Raw genomic sequence first — 20,056 nt, 5'->3', positions numbered from 1 at the left:
ATATTTTAGTGAAAGGAGTTGTTTAACAAATGTTTGCAGAACTATTAAAAATAATTGAAGGCGGAATGTCTAAAGACCAACAAAAAGTAATCAATTTCTCAAAACTCTTAGCCCAAAAATTAGTAGAATCAGGTGATGATAAGATCGCTAAGAGAATCAATAGAATAATTGATGCCAATAATACAAATGTTGCTAGTTTAGATTCACTTATCTCAAAACCATTCGATAATGAGAGTAAACTGGAAACAGTTGATGTATTTTTACCTGTAGAGACTACAGACTCCTTAATATTTAGTAACAATATTGAAGAAGAAATTAAAGATTTCATTCTTTCATACTATAAAAAGGACCTACTCATATCTAAGGGAATCGAGATCAATAATAACTTATTACTCTACGGTCCTCCTGGAACAGGAAAAACATCTGTAGCAAAATATATAAGTTTACAGTTAGATTTACCTTTAGTTATCGTCAGATTAGATAGTTTAATCTCCTCAATGTTGGGGAGCACCGCCAAAAACATCAGAAAAGTATTCGATTTTGCCTCCCGAAAACCTTGTGTTCTTTTCTTAGATGAATTCGATGTCATAGCAAAAATAAGAGATGATAAGCATGAAACGGGTGAATTAAAGAGGGTAGTTAATTCATTAATTCAGAATATTGATGACTTCAGTGGTAGTAGTATACTCATAGCTGCCACCAACCACCATCAATTATTAGACAGTGCTATTTGGAGAAGATTTGATAAAATTCTAATGCTTAATTATCCTGACCAAAAGATTCGTTTACAGCTAGTAGAAGAATTTCTATCAACAATGAAAAACGAAATTTCAAAAGATGACAAAAAATTGAGTAAGCTATCTGATTTACTTATAAATATCTCTCCAGCAGAAATAAAATCAATCATAAACACTGCAATAAAGAAATGTGTATTAAATGACAAACTCGAATTAACTTATTACGATGTTCTTTACGAAATATATATTAGGAAAAACCCTTCACTTCAAAATGAAGAGGAATTTATAAATTTTCTTCACGAGAATGGTATGACTCAAAAAGATATTGTAAGTAGTACTGGTTTTTCCATTAGAAAGGTAAGAAATTATATTCCAAAGGAGCATTGATATGAGTGATGGCAAATACCGGTTTATTAAATTCAATCAACGGAATCAAGATAATCTTCGTACTGAAGGAGGAGGAAAAGATAACATCTATCCTTGGACTTTGAATGGTGATGATCTAAAAAAACACAGTGAAACTTTAATAGAGCAATTAAATTTCATTGAGAGCGCAGCTAAACCTTCTATTGAAGATTTCCCATATATTCTAACTGTAAATATATTAGACGATGCTAAAGCTAAATCACATCAAAACAAATTAATTTCTATGTTCAACGTCGACAACTCCTTCGCACAATTAGGAATGATTAGTGAGAACAAGCTTATTCTTAAGCTAGATCAAGAAGAATCCATAAAAAAGGCCACTAAAAATCTCAAACAACTTGAGAAAAATCAGAATTCTATCTCCGCTATAACTGAAATCAAACAGTTTGAGCCTAATATTATCGTAGATGAAAAAGAAGACGTTTATAAGATTAACCTTATTGACTTTCACAATAATAAGCTGAATAAAGATGTACTAAGTTATATAGAACAACAGCTTAAAAATGAAGACATTAGTTTTGAGAGGCAAGAGTATAGCAAAAATCATAATGTAATTGAAGTAACTGGTGTCACTTTAGATAAGCTAACCTTTATCAAGGAATTACCAGTAAAGAATATTGAGCCTATGCCATCTGTTGAAAATCCCTTTCTAGACAATAATACATTTAATAAAAATGAGATTCCTTATATTGGGTTTGAGCCCACTAAGATTTATCCTATGGTAGGTTTACTGGATTCTGGCGTTACAATCCTGCCCCAACTAAAGGGGTTTGTACGGAGAGGTAATGGATGTAATTATATGGATTCAGAATTAAATACGAATCATGGTACTTTTATTGCTCATCTTCTAGTGCACGGCAATAACTTAAATGGTGTTAACGACTATTCTGTTGATGGATGCATAGTAGTTGATTGTCCTGTAGTACGGAGGGGGTCCACAAGCGAACCTCAATTAATTAAAAACATTGAGGATGCAATCAGCAGTAACCCCGAGGTTAAAATTTGGAATTTGTCTGTAAGCTTGAAAGGTGAGCTATCAGAGGATAACAAATTCTCAGATTACGCTGTTGAGCTAGACAGAATTCAAGATGAGTATAATGTATTAATCTGTAAATCTGCTGGTAATGACGGAGACTCTTATATCATAGGAGATGAGCCAAAACGAATTAGCATAGGGGCTGATTCTGTTCGATCTTTAACAGTTGGATCGATTTCAAGATATGCCGATAATTTTGGATTCAGTAAAGAAAATCATCCCGCACCATATTCGAGAGTAGGTCGAGGCCCTGCAGCAATTATCAAGCCTGATGTGGTTCATTATGGTGGTGATATTTTCAGTTTGTCGGCAGCCCCAACATCAATCATAGATTACGAAAATAAAGGGGAACGCTCTATCCTGGCTGATGGATCCGAAAAGATAGAACCAGGAACAAGCTTTTCCACACCCAAGATTGCAAAGCTTCTTGCCGAATTATATCTTGCCTTAAATATGAATTCAGAAACATTCGATCCATTATTACTAAAGACACTAGTTATTCACTCAGCTAATTATTTGGATAGTGCTAACATAGAAGGTCTGGAAAGATTAAAAAGGATGGGCTTCGGGAAACCAAAAAATTCTAAGGAGATTGTTATTCAAGATTCCCCACACTCTACAACCTTACTTCTTACCGGGAATCTTAGAAAAAAAACTAGGATAGATATTATGGATTTCCCTTATCCGAGAAACTTAACAAAAGGTAATTATTTTACAGGTGAAATTAAAGTCACTCTTGTTTATAAGAATTACTTAAGTAAGGAAATGGGACCAGAGTATTGTCAATCCGATATTGTCTTGAGAATGGGTACATATGATAAGCTCATAGATCGAGATACTAGTGTAAACACAATATTGAATCCAATCGGAAGACTTGATTCTAAAAACATACTCCAAAAAAATGTCTATGGTACGAGGAAGATTACAAAAAACAATGATTTCCTAAAGGAACGAACTCTTATAGAGTATGGTGATAAGTATTATCCAGTCAAAAAGTTCTCTGCGCACCTTGATGAGGCTAAGGATTCCGTTCAAAGAAAGCATCTAACGAAAGATAGGAAGTGGTTCTTATTTTTAGAAGGGCAATACAGAGACTTTATTTATCAACAATTAGAACAGGAAGATAGTCATATGTCCATGGATTTTGTTCTTGCTGTCACTATAACAGATCCTACGAAAACAAAAGATGTCTATACTGAAACTATTCGTGAACTAGACAGGCATAACTTTGAATTCGAAATGGTCGATGTTGATGTAAATGTAGAAATTGAATCTTTAGGAAATACTGATGAAGTTATCGTTTCTTCACTTTAAAAATACCGTATTCTTTGTAGTAAGCAACATTCCAACCAAGACCTTTTTGAACTCATATCAATATCTTTTTTGCACAAATATTTTGACTTCTTTTAAACTAGCTACATTATATATTTTTCTTTGCCGGTCTAAACAACAAGGATAGAGGAGCCGCAGCTCAACAAAAAAAACTGGATATCATTTAAGGAGAAAAAAGGTATACGGAACCCGGATGCCTTTTTTTACATCCAACCAAGGAGGGGAATACTCATTAACAGGATCTCATTGATTACGGAGTCATCTGCACGGCCGGATTCCCTTATGCCAGCATATCAATTTTACGGAGGTAAACAGAGTCGTTGGATCAAATCTATCATTCAGTACATGAAGGCTCGGGAATTCCCTGCAGGAGGACCAATGTTATGTATAACTTGGTTGTGGACTCATAAAAAAGTAGATATCAACGCAATATACATATCATCACTTTATCAACTGAGTACAACATAAAGTTTTATGATTATGTCTGTATGATGTAAAAAAAAATAAATTCTTTTCGACATTTCATTTAGACTATTTCACACAATCCGTATTTTGTGCATATGTCTAGACGAATTATTAGTAAACCCTTTCTTGAGGTCGCCATTGACGGATGACAAGAATGTGTACCGATGAATGACAAGAATATGTACCGTTGTCCATGAGATCACCCTCCTTTTTATCATATAACTAAGAAAGACTGATCTTCAATATGTTGATCTAATGCGACACAAAACTCCCTACCTTTTTGACACAAAACCCCCTACTTTAAGCTCTTTTAGTTAAAAAGTTTGGAGGTTAATAAAATCAAATATGATTTGATCAATCTATTTTGTCAGCTCCACCAAGCAAGTAGATGATTTTGTGTCATTCCTCCAAGTAAGTAGGCGGTTTTGTGTCACCCCACCAAACAAGTAGGTGGTTTAGTGTCATTTACTCCAAGCAAGTAGGCACATTTGTGTCATTATTTATACAGCTAGTTATCCATAACACCTTTTAATATTTGTTATTGATCCATTTTATTAACTGCAATTCGCATCTCTTCATCAGTTAAATGAGTGTAAATCATAGTAGTTTGAATAGATGAATGCCCCAGTTGATTCTTTAATCTAGGTACATCATTATTCTCCTTATGATATCGAGTTGCAAATGAGTGTCTTAATGCATGCACCGATAGAGCCGGCTTTCCAAAGGCAATTGCATATTTTTCAACAAGCTTTTCAATAGATCTTTGATTTAAGCGGCGATTAGTACCCTTCCGTCCAACTGGTGCAGCTATAAATAGGAATGGAGCTGATTTATCTGGTTTATACCGTGATTCTCTAATTGCAAGATAATTGTTTAAATCATTCATTTTTTAATTCCGATGATCATTTCTAATTAACAAGTTCTTATAATCAGAAGTTTTAAAAACAACCTTGACTTTTTTTTGGTTGATTTGAGCACTCTATGCACCTTATATCTATAATTTAAAATTTTATTAACCATTTAATATTTATGGGATACACTCCATTACACATTATTAAAAAGCCCCTTCTATACTGGCACAAGAAGGGGCATCAACAAGCTTTACCGGATGTAACTATTTATCGCAGCATTCAGTTCTGCAATCACCTGTGCTTCGTCGCCATGATGCACGGCATCAACCACACAATTCTCCAGATGGTCTTTTAAGAGCAGCTTTGCTGCTCCATCCAGTGCTTTTTGCACGGCCGCAATCTGCAGCAGGATATCGGGACACTGGCGTCCATTGATCGCCATTTCTTTAACTGACCGCAAATGCCCCTCGACTTTTGCCAAACGGTTAATAATATCTTTCCGGTACTTATGCTCATGATTATGTTCATGACTATTCCCATGGTTAATATGCTCATCAGACATGCGTACTTACCTCCCTAGCTAAATCCTTTTTGAATGAACCTCTCCCTATACATATGACACAATTTAATAGTACCGCTGTCTAGGCTGGCTGTCCAATCATCCAGAGGGGCAACAACAAATTATTCCGCAAAAGGTGCTGTACTGTAAATATCCGTTATAATAAATTCCCCATCGCCGCTTTGATCTGCGATACTGTCCCTGGCCTCAAGATCGTTAAAGTGCCACCATTCCGAGGCCAACGGAGTCAAACCCGCGGACGTGCAATATTTCTGCAGCTGTTTAGCAGGGTCTGTCATCGTATCGGCATAAGTCGATCCTCTCCAAGCGTCCGGCGTTTTTGAAGTCACTGCAGCAGTGAATATAGCTGAGCTTCCACTCAACTCATGTATGTAGGTTGGCATGACGTACTCAATATAATCCGTAACTTGCAAGGAAAGGTAGTCACCGATCCTTACTTGCTCCTCTGATTGGATTTCTACTAAACTCACGTCCATTCCGTACCCCATTTGGTGATTGGATACTCCATCAACAATAAACCAGGTTATTCCCCACGGTGGCGTATTGATCCCCTCCATCACTTCAGGATCTGATTCAGCCAGAGCTTTTAATGCAGAGGCAACATCTTTCTGTACAGTATATGGGCGGAAAACCTCATAAATTTTCAGCGAGTTTCCATCAGATAAAGCCATGCGCTGTGCGGAGTATATTTTTTTTGACATTTGATACAGAACAGGATCGATGAACTCCTCTTTTGCCAGCCGATTATTGTAACTTTTCCCGGAATACAGTTTCTGATCGGTGATACCGGGAATCGCTTTTCCGGAAGATTTGAACTGTGAAGCATACGTATTGGTGTTGTCATAAATCATAGACGGAATAACATCGGGAAGATTAATGAAACAGTAAACATGCGGCAGCCAGCCGGTAACATCCTGATGTTGTACCAGCCACCATGCCCCCTCTTCCTTTAAAATCTGGAAGGCACTTCTAGGTTCAATTATTGCTACCGTAATGGAATTAACGTCGGCTGAATTTTTCAACTCCATTCTTACTGAGGCATACCCTGTAGCACCAATTACAGGCAGCTCCAAATTACCGTCGTACACTAGTCCTGTCGAGGGTTCTTCGCTTCTCGTTGCTTGCGGCTGTTCAGGCAGGACTTCTTGCTCAGATAACGTGGGCGCAGGACTATTTACTACTTGCGGATTCGGGTTCATCTTGCCGGTACAAGCGGATAGCGTTACAGCACTACAGCTGTAAATATAGTCAAGGTTAGGAACCTATGATTAATTATTCTAAGCCACTTCATGCAGCGTTCTCCTTAATCTATGATTCAAATAAAATATAACGAAACAGATACAGCACTATTAGATGGAGCGGGTAAAATATATAGAATCCATACTTGATCAGATTGGATTTTCGGCCGCGGGTTCCGTTGTACAAAGCAAAGAGCGGAATCGCCAGCAGAATGCCGAAACGGAAGATGCTCGTTGAACCTGATGCCGAAAGGCCTGGAATAATGTAAAGGGAAGTTCCAATTAGTGCAAAGCCAAACATTTGCAGACTGAAGCGTGTTCTGAACAAACCAAAACACACGACCCATAAGACTCCGATGTAATTCCAATCTGCCGTCCATGCGAGCAGGCAGCATACCGCAACCGAAGAGATCTGTCCCCATAAGGGGATCTTGGGATTTTTACAGATAGACAGTGCAATCAGCCCCATGAGCAAATCCCAGATCACACTGGTCCCTTGCCACCAGGATAGACCGAAGAAGAGCACAAATGGAAAATGAGAGACTAAGGAAAAAAGAAAAAGCCGTATCATAAATTTTCTTTAAGTTGGAAGTATGCGCGAAGCCCTCTGCAATCAGGTAACAAATAATGGGGGCGGCAAGTCTGCCAATAGTGTGAAGCAGAATATCCAGTGAGGTTCCTGAGGGAACCAGCCATACCGATAGGTGATCGATGAACATGGATAATATAGCAATAATCTTAAGTGTATTCGAATTTACAACTTTAATAGCTGAGACATCTGCTGTCTGCATGATTTGCTGCTCCATTTCCCTTGTTTCGTGAAGCCATATAATACCCGGCAGGCGGAAAGGCTATGCCTGCTGCACGACCTGCCGGGGTTCAAAGCAGATTAATGGGTGACGGTAAAATCAATCAAGGATGTTTCTGCCACCATGGTGTGGTCACTTGCCGCAGAATATTATCAAGCTTGATCATTCGCTGTTTGCCTTCCTCTTGAAGCCATTTGCGTAATGCTTCAACCCCCTCCTTGCCGTATATTTCTATACCGTCCTGCCATGTAGCCCGACCGCACAGTACTCCTGAAAAAGGGACTTCCGCTTCCCCGGCAAATTTCAAGGTCTCTAGAAATATTTCATTCGTGACTCCCGCACTTAGATAAATAAACGGAATAGGTGAAATTGTTGCTGTATCTTTAAAGTGCTGTAGTGCTTCTTGCCTTGTATATACCGCTTCATGCTCATGGCCGGTATTGGCTGCCGTGCCGGATACATATTTCATATTTACCGGAACTTCAACCTTCAGCACATCAATTTTATAACGCGGTTTGGAGAATTCCTGCATATACTTCTTAACTTTATCCGGTTTGACTTTGGCAAACTCGGCGCTTCCTGAGTCCGGTATGCTGTCACTGTATGTTACGGCTTCAAAAAAGAAGGGAATGTCATTTGCGGCACATTCCGCACCGACACGTTCGATGAAGACATGTTTAATGTCGTTGATTTCCTCTAGATCATCCGGATCGTAATACATCAGGATTTTAACGGCATCTACTCCCTTCTCGACATACCGCAGAGCTGAAGATCGGGGCAATAAATCTGGCAGTCGGCCCATTTGTGTCACATCATATCCGGTTTCCTCATAAGCGAGCAGAAGCCCGCAGTCTGCATCACGGGCTTCTGCTGCTGGCCAGCCAAACTCAGGGTCCAGCAAAATAGCAGTCGAATAAGGTGTAAGCTCTTCGGAAACCAGCTGTTTGAACTCGGCGACCTGCTCATAGGATGCTTCCTTTCCCAATGCTTTGCTTAAAGATTTGGATAAGGAGCCTCTTTGATCAATAGCGGTAGCAGCAATATATCCATTGTCGTTGGAGAGTTTGAGCAAACGGTCAAATTCACCTTTTGAAAGCTTAATTGTTATGATTGTTCCTCCATCGATTTTGAAATTTTGATTGCATTAAATTTACATACCTTATTGCTCGTTTTCTAAGCGTTGAACGCTCGTGGCATTCGGAAATAATCGGCTATATATCAGATACACGACACCTAAAAAAACAGCATATATCAGCAGCACGGGTGACCAATACTGCGAACCCGAGACCGCAGAAACGCCAACATAGGCGAAAACAAGCATCGTTGGGATTTTGCCCAGGACAGTTGCGGTTACATACGGAACGAACGGAAGTTTAAACCAGCCTGCATATCCGTTGATAAGCGCAGCTGGGATGAAAGGCAGCATCCGCCCGATAAGAACGAACAGAAAAGCGCGCTGCTGGATATGCTCATTCCATATCTTCAATTTGGTTTTGGAACTTTGGCTTTGATACCCCCCACCTCCTTTGGCAAAAATCCAATAGGTAATAACAGCAGCCAGAGTCGATGCTGCCACACTCATCCCGCTTCCTCCCCATAGCCCGTATTTGATGCCTAGGATGCCAGATACCAGCGCAAAGGGGATGACGGGAACCATTCCGAGCACTGCACAGATGAACAGGATGATGGGCCAGCTTCCAGAATCCAGATTTTCCAGCCAAGGAAGCAGCTCATCCCTCAGGACGTAAATCAAACCGAGCAAGGCCAGATAGAAGATCACGGCAGCCATCTTTCGGGTAAACATTCGCTCCTTTCTTCCTCCCCTCCTCGCTTTAATGTGCGGCCTCATTTTCAAACGCAGCAATCTTTTTCCGGAAACGGAAAAATAAAAATACTGCACGAATCGCCAAATCAATAGCGATTGACAACCAGATGCCTGCAATGCCCAAATCCAGCTGAATGCCTAAGATGTATACTCCGATGACCCGGATCAGCCACATGCCGATGGCGGTGCTATACATGGGGCTCTTGGTGTCACCCGCACCCTGCAGTGCACCTGCAAGGACGAGTCCGACAGCCAGGAACGGCTGCGCGAAGGCATCGATTCGAAGTGCGGTTGTCACCATTTCAATGACAGATTGATCCCCGGTAAACCACGCTGCCGCAAAGGGGGCAAATACAAACAGGAGAACACCGACGAAGCTCATAAATACCACGGCAACAGCGGTAGTATATATACCAAACTGGTAGGCATCCCGGTGTCGGTTTGCTCCCAGGTATTGTCCAACTAAGGTGGTGGCTGCAATGGCCAGCCCATAGCCCGGCATATATGAAAAAACTTCGATATTACCGGCAATGGTATGTGCAGCATAAACCTCAGTTCCGATTCTGACGATAAGGCCCATGTATAAAACTTGTCCCAGACGCATGATGAGACGTTCTGCAGCTGCTGGTCCTGAGAGTTTGAGAAGCGGTTTAGTGAACTCGTTGTGGTCTTTTTTGAACAGCGAGAAAGACAGCTGTGACTTCCGGATGTAATGGAACAGTGCAATGGAACCAAGAATCCGAACCAGAACTGTGGCTAACGCCGCTCCGGCAATCCCCATCCCCGGAATGCCGGCTAGTCCGAAGATCAGGATGTAATCAAGAGCGATGTGGATTACATTTACCCAGATCCCCACCTTCATCGGGGTTTTGGTATCACCAGCTGAACGCAAGATACTGCCGAACACAGTCATTAAGGAAATAAATATGGAAGGTACGGCAACAATACGAAAATAAGTGACGCCGCTGTTGAGTACTTCTGGCTCGGCTCCCATAATGCGTAGTAGCGGCTCAGCGAAAAATAAGGTTATAATTCCAAATGAAATTCCGGCATACACAGCTAGCCACGTAGATTGACGAGCAACTTGTTTAGCTTCTTTCATCTTCCCGGCGCCAACACGTTTGGCTATCATGGAGGAAGTTCCGACACCGATGGCGAGAAAAATAGCAATGTAAACATTCAAAATCGTGTTGGAAACGCCGACAGCCGTAACCTCATTTAGCCCGATTCTGGATACAAACAATGTATCCACAAATCCCACCACCGTTTGAAGCAGATTTTCAATCATCGCAGGTACACCGAGCGCCAAAATGATTTTAATTTTTTCTTTTGGTGTAGTGTCTGTTATTTCTATTATCCTAGCCACATCAATCGTTCCTTTCTAAGCTCTCTGGAATAAATACATACCAAAAAACTAACCCCCCGGGGGGGTTGTTGTCAAGAGAAATTCTTTCAAAAGGTGATGTGGTACAATATTTAGATTATTTGTGCTTCTAAAAAAACTAAATATGATGATTACAAGGATTATCTTCACAAATTCTTCGAAAATGCAGGGTACACTAGAAACAAAGGAGGTTCAAGCCGTGTCCGTATTTATCCGCAAAAATCATAAAAAAATACTAATTATCGACGATGAAGCTCCTATGCGTGAGCTACTGCAGCTTTATCTGCATGCTGAAGGTTATTCCACCGAATCCGCAGCCGGCGGTAAAGAAGCATTGTCACGAATTACTGTAGCAGATTTCGATCTGGTGATCCTGGACCTCATGATGCCGATTATGGATGGGTTTGATGTATGCAAGGCAATCCGCCAAATTTCAACCGTTCCTATTATCATGCTAACCGCCCGCGAAGAGACGGTAGATAAAGTCGTCGGCCTGAAAATCGGTGCCGATGATTATTTAACCAAGCCCTTTGAGCATCAAGAGCTTATCGCCCGTATGGAATCTATTTTCCGCAGACAGGAATTTGTACAGCAGCAGAATCACATGATAGTCAAGCCTGTACAGTCAATCTCCACTTTACCCGCCAAATCAGAGTTAACCTTCCGTGATCTGAAGATGAATTTGAAGACTCACCAGGTGTTCTATCAAGACATGGAGATTGCTTTGACCCCAAAGGAATACTCGATCCTAAAGCTGTTTCTGAGCCATAAAGAACGAATCTTTCAGCGGGAAGATATCCTCGAGCTGCTGTGGAAGACGAGATCCATCAACGACGATCGGACCGTCGATACGCACATCAAAAATTTAAGGGAGAAGCTATCTCAGGCCGGAATCCCCGGGCATGACGTCATCAAGACCATCTGGGGTACGGGATATATTTGTAATGAGAAAAATTAAATTAAATAGCATTCCTCTGAAACTTGGCTCTGTACTTGTCATAATGTTTATGGTACTGCTCTTTTGCATTGAAAGTGTGCTCTATATGTTATTTATCCGCTTCTACACAGATGATGTGCTGAACGAACAGATCCACCGAAATCAAAGTTATGCTGCTGTGTTAAGTGAGCATTTTGATATGACGACAATTAACCATGTGCTGCTCACAGAAAGCAAGACGGACAATCTCCTGCTGATACTGGACCGGGATAACGCTTTACTGGGCTCTTCGGAGGGGACTGCCTCTCTCCCCCCTGAGTACTTGCAAGGAATCATCATCCATGGCACGAGTGCTGATTTTCATGGCCCGGTGTTAAACTCTGATTGGAAGAATGAGCCTAACTTTGTGACCGAAGCAGACATTGTTTCCAGTGGAGAGACGATTGGCAGAGTCTTTATGTTCAGTCCTACCGTCCCCATTCAAACAGCGATTAAGACATTAAACAATACATTTATAGGCGTCGCTGCAGTTGTGCTTGTCCTATCGGCATTGATTATCCTTCTGGTATCCCGGAAGCTGGTGCAGCCGTTGCTGAGAATGATCAAAATAACAAAACGGATTTCTGAAGGCATCTATGATTGGAAACTGGAGCCTCGTGGTTCTGATGAAATTGCACAATTATCCCATGCTATTAATCGGATGTCCTCTAATATTCAACACTATGAACAGCAGCGAAGACAATTTTTAGCAGATATCTCCCATGAGCTTCGCACACCGCTAACGTATATGAAAGGCTACTCAGAGGTGTTGAAGAATGGATTGGTACAGAACCAGGAGGATCAGGAGCGGTACTTACAGCTTCTCTACACCCAGAGTATTCAGTTACAAAGACTCGTTCAGGACTTATTCGAACTAGCAAACATGGAACAAGGATCATTTAAACTGGTTATTGATCGAACGTCCGTAGACAAAGTCATGCAAAATGCTTTGGAACTTATGTCGGATTCCATACAACAGCATGGAATAGAACTTGATTATCAGCCCTCCTCATCACCTGTCTATGTAAAGGGAGATGAACGGCGCCTTCAGCAAGTCGTGATTAACTTGCTTGAAAATGCGCGAAAGTATACCCCTTCCGGCGGGCGAATCACGGTTTCTACTAGCACCAGTAATGGTCAGGCTGTTATTATGGTCAAGGATACAGGCATCGGAATTCCTGCGGATGAACTACCACATATTTGGCAACGCCTTTATCGTGTTGAAAAATCAAGATCGCGAACGACCGGTGGTACAGGACTGGGTCTGGCTATCTCACGAGAAATTGTAATGCTGCATCAGGGACAAATTACTGTGGATAGCACAGAAGGATCAGGGACCACTTTTAAGGTGCTCATCCCGCTTATTTCGTGAAACGGACCTCTTTTAGTGCAGAGCAGGTACAGTCGTTGGAGCAGTAATATACATCTGATGCCATAAGATGAACACCAAAATTGTCCATAGCTTGCGGCTGGCATCCACTTTGCCTGCCCGATGATCTTCGAGCATACCCAACGCTTGTTTTGTAGTTATCCATGGAATATCATCAGCAGAGCCGATAACCTCTTTAGCCCAAGGGTACCATTCATTTTTGAGCCAAATGCGGATGGGAACCGGAAAGCCTAGTTTCTTACGGCTCTGCACATCCGGAGGTACGAAATCCTTCATTGCTTCCCGTAGAAGCAGCTTGGTAGTTGTTTTATTCACTTTGTATTTGCTTGGGATACGGGATGCGAGATCAAAAACCCGAGGATCCACAAAGGGAACCCGAAGCTCAATAGAATGTGCCATCGACATCTTATCTGCTTTCATTAAGATATTTCCCCGCAGCCAGGTATGAATATCAATATGCTGCATCTTAGTAATGTCGTCATAATGAGCAGCAGCTTCATATAGCGGCAAGGTCACTTCTTGTGCACGCTGGAAAGTTCTTGCTAGATTATCGGGCATTATTGCTCCCTTTTCAGCATCGTGGAATATTTTTGCATTACCATAGAAGCGTTCCTGCAGCTCCAAACTTCCCCTCTCTAAAAAGCTCTTTCCTTTCATTCCTGCCGGCATTCCCTTCGAAATTGCACCGGCAAGCTTTCGCATTGCGGCTGGCATATAGTTAAACATTCTAAGGGATAACGGCTCCCGGTAGATATTGTAGCCGCCGAAAAATTCGTCTGCTCCTTCGCCGGAAAAAACCACTTTGACATACCTGCTGGCCAGCTCGGAAACAAAGTAAATACCCGCCGCTGAAGGATCGGCAACCGGTTCATCCATATGCCAAATCATACGCGGAAGCGCCTCAAGGTAGCTTTGAGCGCTTACCGATACTTCATAATGTTCTGTACCCAGATGCGCTGCCGTCTTACGGGCAAGCTCCAGTTCACTATATCCAGGAACATCAAAACCTACGGAGAAGGTTCGGGTAGGCTCCAGACGCTGGAGCATCCCCACCAAGCTGCTGGAGTCAATACCTCCTGACAGAAAGGCACCTCTGGGCACATCGCTGTTCCGGTGAATCTGAACAGAATCCATCAGCACAGCGCGCGTCTCCTCTACCAACTCCGGAAAAGTAACAATATCCTCTGCATAAAATGATGCCTTGAAATAAGGTTTTATGAATATTTGATCTTGCTTAATAACAAGCATATTTCCAGCCATCAACTTATTAATGCCTTTAAACATAGTGGCCGGTTCCGGAACGTACTGAAAGGTCAGATAATGGGAGAAGGCTTGCCCATCCACTTCTCTGTCGATCTTACCTGATGCCAGGAGGGATTTGATTTCTGAGGAAATCATGAACCCACTGGGTGTTTCAGAATAATAAATAGGTTTGATTCCGAAAGGGTCACGGGCTACCAGCAACATTTGCTGTCTCTGATCCCAGATGACCAGTCCAAACATTCCTCGCAGCCGCTTGACGAAGTGTTCACCCTCGGCTTCATACAGCCTGAGAATAACCTCGGTATCGCTCTCTGTATGAAAGTGATGTCCCTCTCTCTGTAGTGATTCACGCAGCTCCCGGTAGTTGTAAATTTCTCCGTTAAAAATAAGGGATATTTCGCCCGGTTCATTGTGCATCGGCTGTGCGCCGTGCTCCAGGTCAAGGATGCTTAGTCTTCGAAAACCAAGACCTACGTGCCCATTTAAATGAATACCGGAGTCGTTAGGCCCGCGGTGATTGATGATTTCTATCATCTGCCTGAGCATCTGGGCTTGTACAGGCACTTGATTTCGATTATATACAGCGGTAATTCCACACATAAATTAGCACTCCTTAACTTGTTATCTCTTCTTTATTTTAGGGAGTGTATTTGAACAAACCGTGATGGTTTGATTACATTTGTGCTTACGATTCTCCACAATTTCTTCACGGACGGGACATAAAAAAAAGAGGATCTCCAGCACCACGTAATGAGAGCTGAAATCCTCTTATTGAATACAACACCGATTTAGAATAAATTCATTAAAGAATCCTTTAGGTTATTGAAGAAATTTCCGATTGAACGGAGTATCAAAGTGAACCAGCTTGCTTTATCCACTTGGTTTTTAGACAACAAATTCATCTCTGACTTGATCTCTTGACCTGTTTCATCTATATACGTAATTGTTGCTTTCCCAAGAACTGTTCCATCTGGAATAGGAGCTGTTCTTACAATTTCATCTACGAATTCGGCAGTTATTGTTAATTTAGGGTTTGTTCCTTTAATGGTCATCAGAGTTAGGTCCTCCTCTGTCTCCAGACCTACTTCTTTTTCCTTGGCTTTAAATACTTTTACGGTTTCTAACCCTTCCAGAACCGTTCTCTCTGCAAGAATCGTCTTTCGTTCGAACTGGCCAAATCCATAATCGAGCAGTTTCCGAGTCTGAACAAAACGCATGGACTCAGAAGCTGTTCCCATGACAACGCTAATTAGCCGCATACCATTCCGCTCGGCGGTGCCCGTAAAACAATAACCCGCTTGATCTGTGTAACCTGTCTTCATACCGTCCAGACCCTCGTAAGCATAGTTTTTAAGTGAGGTTATGGAAGAATTCCCCTCCAGCATCCAGTTGTAGTTAATGATCGGCTGGGCATCACGTGCCTTGAACTGGTATGAAGGAAGGCTGGAGATTTCGAAAAAATCGGGATGCTCGCGCTGTATGGCCAATGCCAGATAGGCGGCATCACGTGCGGACATCACGGTCTCACCTTCAATTTCTGTGGGACGGTATTCTTCGCTCATATCCCCCCTGCCTAAACCGGTGGCATTAATAAAGTGGGCATTGGTTAACTGAAGTTCTTTTGCAGTAACGTTCATTCTCATGGCGAAGGCTTCTTCACTGCCGGCAATATGTTCAGCCAGTGCGATTGACGCATCATTAGCCGACCCCACTGCCTTTGCCGTAAACAATTCTCTAACGGTATGTGTATCGCCTTCCGCTAGAAACACCTTGGATCCCACAGTATCCTGGGCTCTTTTTGAAACGGCCACCTGATCCTCCCAGTTTAACCGTCCGCCCTTGATTTCGGAAAGCACGATGTACTCCGTCATCATCTTAGACATGCTGGCTGGCGGATAGGCGATATCTGCGTTCGCCTGGTATAAGATCTGTCCTGTCTCTACTTCAAGAAGGATGGCCGATTTGGCCTGTAGCGATAGACTTCGGACAGGTGCGGGTGTATGGGCGTTAGCTGATACAACGGCGTAGGGTCCTGTGTAAAAGGCTGCCCATAAGCTGACAAACACTAGAGCTGGGATCACGTATGTTTTAATTTTTGAGGTTAACACTTGATGTACACTCCTTTAGTCTCAATTCGAATAAGTAATGGCTTGTCTGCCCATTTGCTCCCATGCTTCACGAAACGAGTTGATCTTCACTTTACGGTTAATCACTTCGGTCAAAGGGTCATTGAAGTAAATGTAGCGTTCATCATAGCCCGTTAGGAGCACGGAATGCTCTTTGTAGGTAATCTTGATTGGACCACTTGGGGTATCCCACTCTTCAAACATCTCAATAGGCAACGAAGTGAAATAAGTATTGGCTATAACCCACACAGGCTTCCCTTGAGTGAGAGTAACCAGCATATCGTCAAAGCTGCTGCCAGTCATATCAATGATCTGCCCAGGCAAATACATCTCAGCCAGATCTTTAATCGGCCCGTGGTAGACGCCGTATCCCGGATTATCATAGGAGTACATATCGCCGACAAAGCCATCGTAAGGATTGCCAAATGTAACTGAACCATTAATCTTGGAATACGGTGTCGGATCTTTGCGAATTTGTTTTGCAAGTATCATTTTATCCGCCTCGATTCCAGCATGTTTTAGTAGCATCGCAAGACTCGTCACCTCACAACCCCGCGGCAGCTCCGGCATTTGGTTAACTAGTACGGCATCAAGGGGCTGGACCTGAGCCGGCAATGGTTGTAGGGTCCATATTGTCTTTTCACTGCTGACATGGTACACACGAGTTCCCAGATTACCTCTGGCGAACTGTACAGCCTCTGCGTATTCTGAAAAATCAGCCACAAGTATTTCACTCTGGTATACCAAATACGGACGGTAATTGTTCCACAGTAAAGCATTAGATCCCTTTTCTCGGACTGATGCTAATCGAGTGGATTCAGCATAATTAATAGCTTCTCCTAGCGTAGTATAGCTGTTTACAAATGTAGACCCGCTATACACAGCAAAAGTGTTGTCTGCTTCTTTCTCTAATTCATTCACATATGAAGATTCGCTTTGCGGCATAACAAGCTCTTTGGGTTGAAGCAAACGTTCAGTTACGATAACTGCGATTAAGACGATTAACACTAACATGAAATGCTGTAACCAAGCCTTGTTCTTATTTTGTTTTGGCAATCAAAACCACCTATCTTTGCAGTGTAATGAGCGTACATCTCTAAGGGTAACGATGGACTTTGTAGATATTGTGAAGGAATTATTACAACATCTTTTCCGGGGGGAGCCCGAGTGATTTTTAGTAATAAAAAAACCGCGATTTACGCGGTTTTCATAAAGAGTCTGCATTTGTGTTCTTATCTTGAGGTCTTTCAGATCACTGGTCAACTTTGTGGCGACATAGTTAATCCGAACACCGCATCATAAGCATCAAAAATTTTCCGTGCAATGGGAGCTGCACTTTGTGAACCGTAACCACCTTCAGGAACGACAACAGCAACTACAAGCTTCGGATTTTCTCTTGGTGCAAAGGCGATGAAAACTCCGTTCTCCACATTTATAGCTTGACCATTCTTATAAATCGTTTGTTGGGATGTTCCGGTCTTTCTGGCGAAATCATAAGGAAACCCTTGAAATGCGCTGTCTACATTCGTAGCCATTCCACGGTGAATCGTTTGCCATAACTCATCTTCGTACGAAACCTCGTTTAAGATTTTCGGCTCAATGGTTTGAATGACACTTCCGTTAGTATCTCGGATTTCTTTAACGAGATGAGGCTCCATTCGTTTACCTTTGTTGGCAAGCATCACTGTATATTGTGCAAGTTGCAACGCTGTATATTTACCCTGCTGCCCGAACGAAGCGAAAGCCATACTTGAAAGCTGAGATTGGTTTTTCTGGTTATATTCAATTCGTCCTCTAAACTCTCGCGGCAAATCTACCCCGGTTTCCACTCCTAGACCGAATTCTTTCATATATTTATCCCAGACTTCCACTGACTGATCTGCGTATTTCCTCCACAATTGTTCGCCAATTAAGTCAACCATAAATGCATTGGATGAATTCTTAATTGCAGTTACAGGAGTCAACAAGCCAAAAGCTTTGCCTCCCGAATTACGGACTCTTGAATTATCCCTACCGAATTCAGCATATCCTTGATCCATATACGTAGTACCTGGTGTGATTAAGCCTTCATTAAGTCCGATTAGAACACTGAGCGGTTTTATCGTTGAACCTAGGAGCACAGTGGATTCAGGATGCTGTCCTGAATCATTTGGTGGAAAAGACTCCACTGTTCCATTGCGATAAATATACTTGATCTTCTCATAATCCCAAGGGGCATTAGGATCATAATCTGGCATACTTGCCATAGCGATTATGTTTCCGGTTTCCACCTCCATGGCAACTGCATAGCCCGTCTTCGCGTTGGGGTGGAGCTTCCCGGATACGGGCGTTCGCTGCAACCATTGCAACTGATCTATGATAGCTTGTTCAGTCTTCATTTGAACTGTTTTATTAAGAGTGGAGACGAGATCGTATCCTTTGATCGGCGGTTGTGTAACAGGCAGCGAACCCTCTTCCGGCAAATTAACGGCATTAATAGCAATTTGCTTAAAACCATTTTTTCCGCGCAGCAAATCCTGATACTGCATTTCCAGTCCTGATACGCCTACATCTTCGAGTTCAGAGTAGATCAGTCCAGGATCCGTTTGTTCGGCATTCAATCTATCGAGTTCTTTATACTTGACAGTGGTCTTTGATGTTTTGAAGGATTTCAGATATCCGATCGCCTGAACGGCTATTGTATCCGGGTCGTATTTTCTGATCGTCTCTTCTACGACTGACACACCGGGATATTCCATTTTATTCTCCATAAAATAAGCTACTTCTTGATTCGAAAGTCCGCTTTTTATGAGTCTGGGAGTATAGCCAAGGGCCTGTTTATACTCTAAGTCCATAGCTTCGATAATTTGTTCTACACTATAATCAGCGGTGTTTATATTTTTTAACTGCTGGAAGACTTTACTCAGTTTCTCTGCTAACTCCAAAATCTCTTTTCGATTAGGGTTTGGTGACCCTCCGCTCTGTTCACTATAGTTCTTAAATAAAGTAATATACAAGGAGTACGAGGGTTCAGAATAAGCCAGCTTCGTTTGCCCAGTAGAATCATATATCGTCCCACGAACAGGGAGTAAAGGAGCCGTCCTTGTTACACTGATATTCTCTTGCTCAGCCATTACAGGTCCTTCCACAAATTGTAGAACTGTCAATTGAATGAGTAGAATTGAAAAGATTATGAATACGCCAAAAAAGAAAATATTAATACGTAGATGCAGATGATTCTTGGGATTTGAATTTTTCTTTATGCTGAAATTAAACTTTGTCATCACATTTCCTCACTATAGTATAGAGTTTCATGAAGCTTAGGTGAGGTCAGGACAGCTCTTAAAGTCCATAGTAAAACTATCTTTCCACCTCCTTAGTTGGCCTAAATAACTAACCTCTATTTACAATAGTAGGAGATGGATTTGAAGATCTTGTGAAGAAAGTATTACAACATCTTTTCTTGGGGGAATAAGAGAAGAGTGAGAGATCACCCGACTTACCAAACCATGACGTACAACTGGATGGTTTAAGTGCTTTTATGTTATACTCCTTCGTATATATTTCGAGGGGGGGCTGAACAATAATGGGAAGGCGATTTTGCAAATGGATTGTGCTCCTGAATTGATCCGCCTCAGA

At 42.0% G+C, this 20,056-nt stretch carries 15 protein-coding genes and 1 pseudogene; 4 read left to right on the top strand and 12 right to left on the bottom strand.

What is annotated here, in order from left to right; all coding sequences use genetic code 11:
* Window positions 1–29: 29 nt before the first annotated feature.
* The gene (locus tag MHB64_RS30735) at window positions 30–1,124 is read left to right on the top strand and encodes an AAA family ATPase (protein ID WP_341136146.1); all 1,095 of its coding nucleotides are present in this window, start codon (window positions 30–32) and stop codon (window positions 1,122–1,124) included.
* Window position 1,125: 1 nt separating this feature from the next.
* Window positions 1,126–3,513: a S8 family peptidase gene (locus MHB64_RS30730; RefSeq protein WP_341136145.1), complete on the top strand. Its 2,388-nt coding sequence runs from the start codon at window positions 1,126–1,128 to the stop codon at window positions 3,511–3,513.
* Window positions 3,514–4,534: 1,021 nt separating this feature from the next.
* On the opposite strand, the pseudogene MHB64_RS30725 reads toward MHB64_RS30730, so the two are convergent.
* From MHB64_RS30725 to MHB64_RS30690, 8 genes and pseudogenes are all read right to left on the bottom strand, one after another.
* Window positions 4,535–4,876, bottom strand: a pseudogene (locus MHB64_RS30725) (tyrosine-type recombinase/integrase); the annotation flags it as partial.
* Window positions 4,877–5,097: 221 nt separating this feature from the next.
* Window positions 5,098–5,409 carry a metal-sensing transcriptional repressor gene (locus MHB64_RS30720; protein WP_094869064.1) on the bottom strand — a complete coding sequence of 104 codons (312 nt, stop codon included), beginning with the start codon at window positions 5,407–5,409 and terminating at the stop codon, window positions 5,098–5,100.
* Window positions 5,410–5,528: 119 nt separating this feature from the next.
* Window positions 5,529–6,626, bottom strand: coding sequence for a hypothetical protein (locus MHB64_RS30715; protein WP_094869063.1), 1,098 nt, complete (start codon window positions 6,624–6,626; stop codon window positions 5,529–5,531).
* A gap of 109 nt (window positions 6,627–6,735) precedes the next feature.
* Window positions 6,736–7,191, bottom strand: a complete 456-nt coding sequence (locus tag MHB64_RS30710) for a conjugal transfer protein TraX (RefSeq protein WP_256989723.1) — start codon at window positions 7,189–7,191, stop codon at window positions 6,736–6,738.
* Window positions 7,106–7,471 (bottom strand): TraX family protein, encoded by a 366-nt coding sequence (locus MHB64_RS30705; protein ID WP_341109555.1) that lies wholly within the window; start codon window positions 7,469–7,471, stop codon window positions 7,106–7,108. Before MHB64_RS30705 ends, MHB64_RS30710 begins: the two co-directional genes overlap by 86 nt.
* 106 nt (window positions 7,472–7,577) lie before the next feature.
* Window positions 7,578–8,576 carry a tagatose 1,6-diphosphate aldolase gene (locus tag MHB64_RS30700; RefSeq protein ID WP_256989733.1) on the bottom strand — a complete coding sequence of 333 codons (999 nt, stop codon included), beginning with the start codon at window positions 8,574–8,576 and terminating at the stop codon, window positions 7,578–7,580.
* A 57-nt stretch (window positions 8,577–8,633) separates the two neighbouring features.
* The gene (locus MHB64_RS30695; protein ID WP_179281523.1) at window positions 8,634–9,278 is read right to left on the bottom strand and encodes a TVP38/TMEM64 family protein; all 645 of its coding nucleotides are present in this window, start codon (window positions 9,276–9,278) and stop codon (window positions 8,634–8,636) included.
* A 28-nt stretch (window positions 9,279–9,306) separates the two neighbouring features.
* Window positions 9,307–10,671: an MATE family efflux transporter gene (locus MHB64_RS30690; protein WP_256989732.1), complete on the bottom strand. Its 1,365-nt coding sequence runs from the start codon at window positions 10,669–10,671 to the stop codon at window positions 9,307–9,309.
* A gap of 211 nt (window positions 10,672–10,882) precedes the next feature.
* On the opposite strand from MHB64_RS30690, the gene MHB64_RS30685 reads away from it, so the two are divergent.
* Both MHB64_RS30685 and MHB64_RS30680 read left to right on the top strand, forming a co-directional pair.
* Entirely contained in the window at window positions 10,883–11,641 is a 759-nt protein-coding gene (locus tag MHB64_RS30685) for a response regulator transcription factor (RefSeq protein ID WP_256989722.1), read from the top strand.
* Complete coding sequence (locus MHB64_RS30680; protein WP_094869060.1) at window positions 11,628–13,031, top strand: sensor histidine kinase; 1,404 nt, start codon at window positions 11,628–11,630, stop codon at window positions 13,029–13,031. Before MHB64_RS30685 ends, MHB64_RS30680 begins: the two co-directional genes overlap by 14 nt.
* A 12-nt stretch (window positions 13,032–13,043) precedes the next feature.
* Here the strand turns inward: MHB64_RS30680 and asnB are convergent, their stop codons facing one another.
* From asnB to MHB64_RS30660, 4 genes are all read right to left on the bottom strand, one after another.
* On the bottom strand, window positions 13,044–14,912 hold the full coding sequence (gene asnB, locus MHB64_RS30675; protein ID WP_094869059.1) for an asparagine synthase (glutamine-hydrolyzing): 1,869 nt from the start codon (window positions 14,910–14,912) through the stop codon (window positions 13,044–13,046).
* A gap of 188 nt (window positions 14,913–15,100) precedes the next feature.
* Complete coding sequence (locus MHB64_RS30670) at window positions 15,101–16,420, bottom strand: D-alanyl-D-alanine carboxypeptidase family protein (protein WP_094869058.1); 1,320 nt, start codon at window positions 16,418–16,420, stop codon at window positions 15,101–15,103.
* A gap of 21 nt (window positions 16,421–16,441) precedes the next feature.
* On the bottom strand, window positions 16,442–17,494 hold the full coding sequence (locus MHB64_RS30665; RefSeq protein WP_256989721.1) for a C39 family peptidase: 1,053 nt from the start codon (window positions 17,492–17,494) through the stop codon (window positions 16,442–16,444).
* A 203-nt stretch (window positions 17,495–17,697) separates the two neighbouring features.
* Window positions 17,698–19,701 carry a peptidoglycan D,D-transpeptidase FtsI family protein gene (locus MHB64_RS30660; RefSeq protein WP_094875816.1) on the bottom strand — a complete coding sequence of 668 codons (2,004 nt, stop codon included), beginning with the start codon at window positions 19,699–19,701 and terminating at the stop codon, window positions 17,698–17,700.
* Window positions 19,702–20,056: the final 355 nt, after the last annotated feature.

The organism is Paenibacillus sp. FSL K6-2859 (genome assembly GCF_038008265.1).
GTDB lineage: Bacteria > Bacillota > Bacilli > Paenibacillales > Paenibacillaceae > Paenibacillus_AQ > Paenibacillus_AQ nitricinens.
Note: the sequence above shows the minus strand (reverse complement) of the source record. Positions and strands in the feature narration are given on the sequence as shown.

What these genes read in the sequence shown, in the direction of transcription:
- asnB (WP_094869059.1), bottom strand. Translation starts at nt 14,912, where the DNA reads ATGTGTGGAATTACCGCTGTATATAATCGAAATCAAGTGCCTGTACAA.
- MHB64_RS30680 (WP_094869060.1), top strand. Translation starts at nt 11,628, where the DNA reads ATGAGAAAAATTAAATTAAATAGCATTCCTCTGAAACTTGGCTCTGTA.
- MHB64_RS30660 (WP_094875816.1), bottom strand. Translation starts at nt 19,701, where the DNA reads ATGACAAAGTTTAATTTCAGCATAAAGAAAAATTCAAATCCCAAGAAT.
- MHB64_RS30705 (WP_341109555.1), bottom strand. Translation starts at nt 7,471, where the DNA reads ATGGAGCAGCAAATCATGCAGACAGCAGATGTCTCAGCTATTAAAGTT.
- MHB64_RS30730 (WP_341136145.1), top strand. Translation starts at nt 1,126, where the DNA reads ATGAGTGATGGCAAATACCGGTTTATTAAATTCAATCAACGGAATCAA.
- MHB64_RS30735 (WP_341136146.1), top strand. Translation starts at nt 30, where the DNA reads ATGTTTGCAGAACTATTAAAAATAATTGAAGGCGGAATGTCTAAAGAC.
- MHB64_RS30720 (WP_094869064.1), bottom strand. Translation starts at nt 5,409, where the DNA reads ATGTCTGATGAGCATATTAACCATGGGAATAGTCATGAACATAATCAT.
- MHB64_RS30695 (WP_179281523.1), bottom strand. Translation starts at nt 9,278, where the DNA reads ATGTTTACCCGAAAGATGGCTGCCGTGATCTTCTATCTGGCCTTGCTC.
- MHB64_RS30715 (WP_094869063.1), bottom strand. Translation starts at nt 6,626, where the DNA reads ATGAACCCGAATCCGCAAGTAGTAAATAGTCCTGCGCCCACGTTATCT.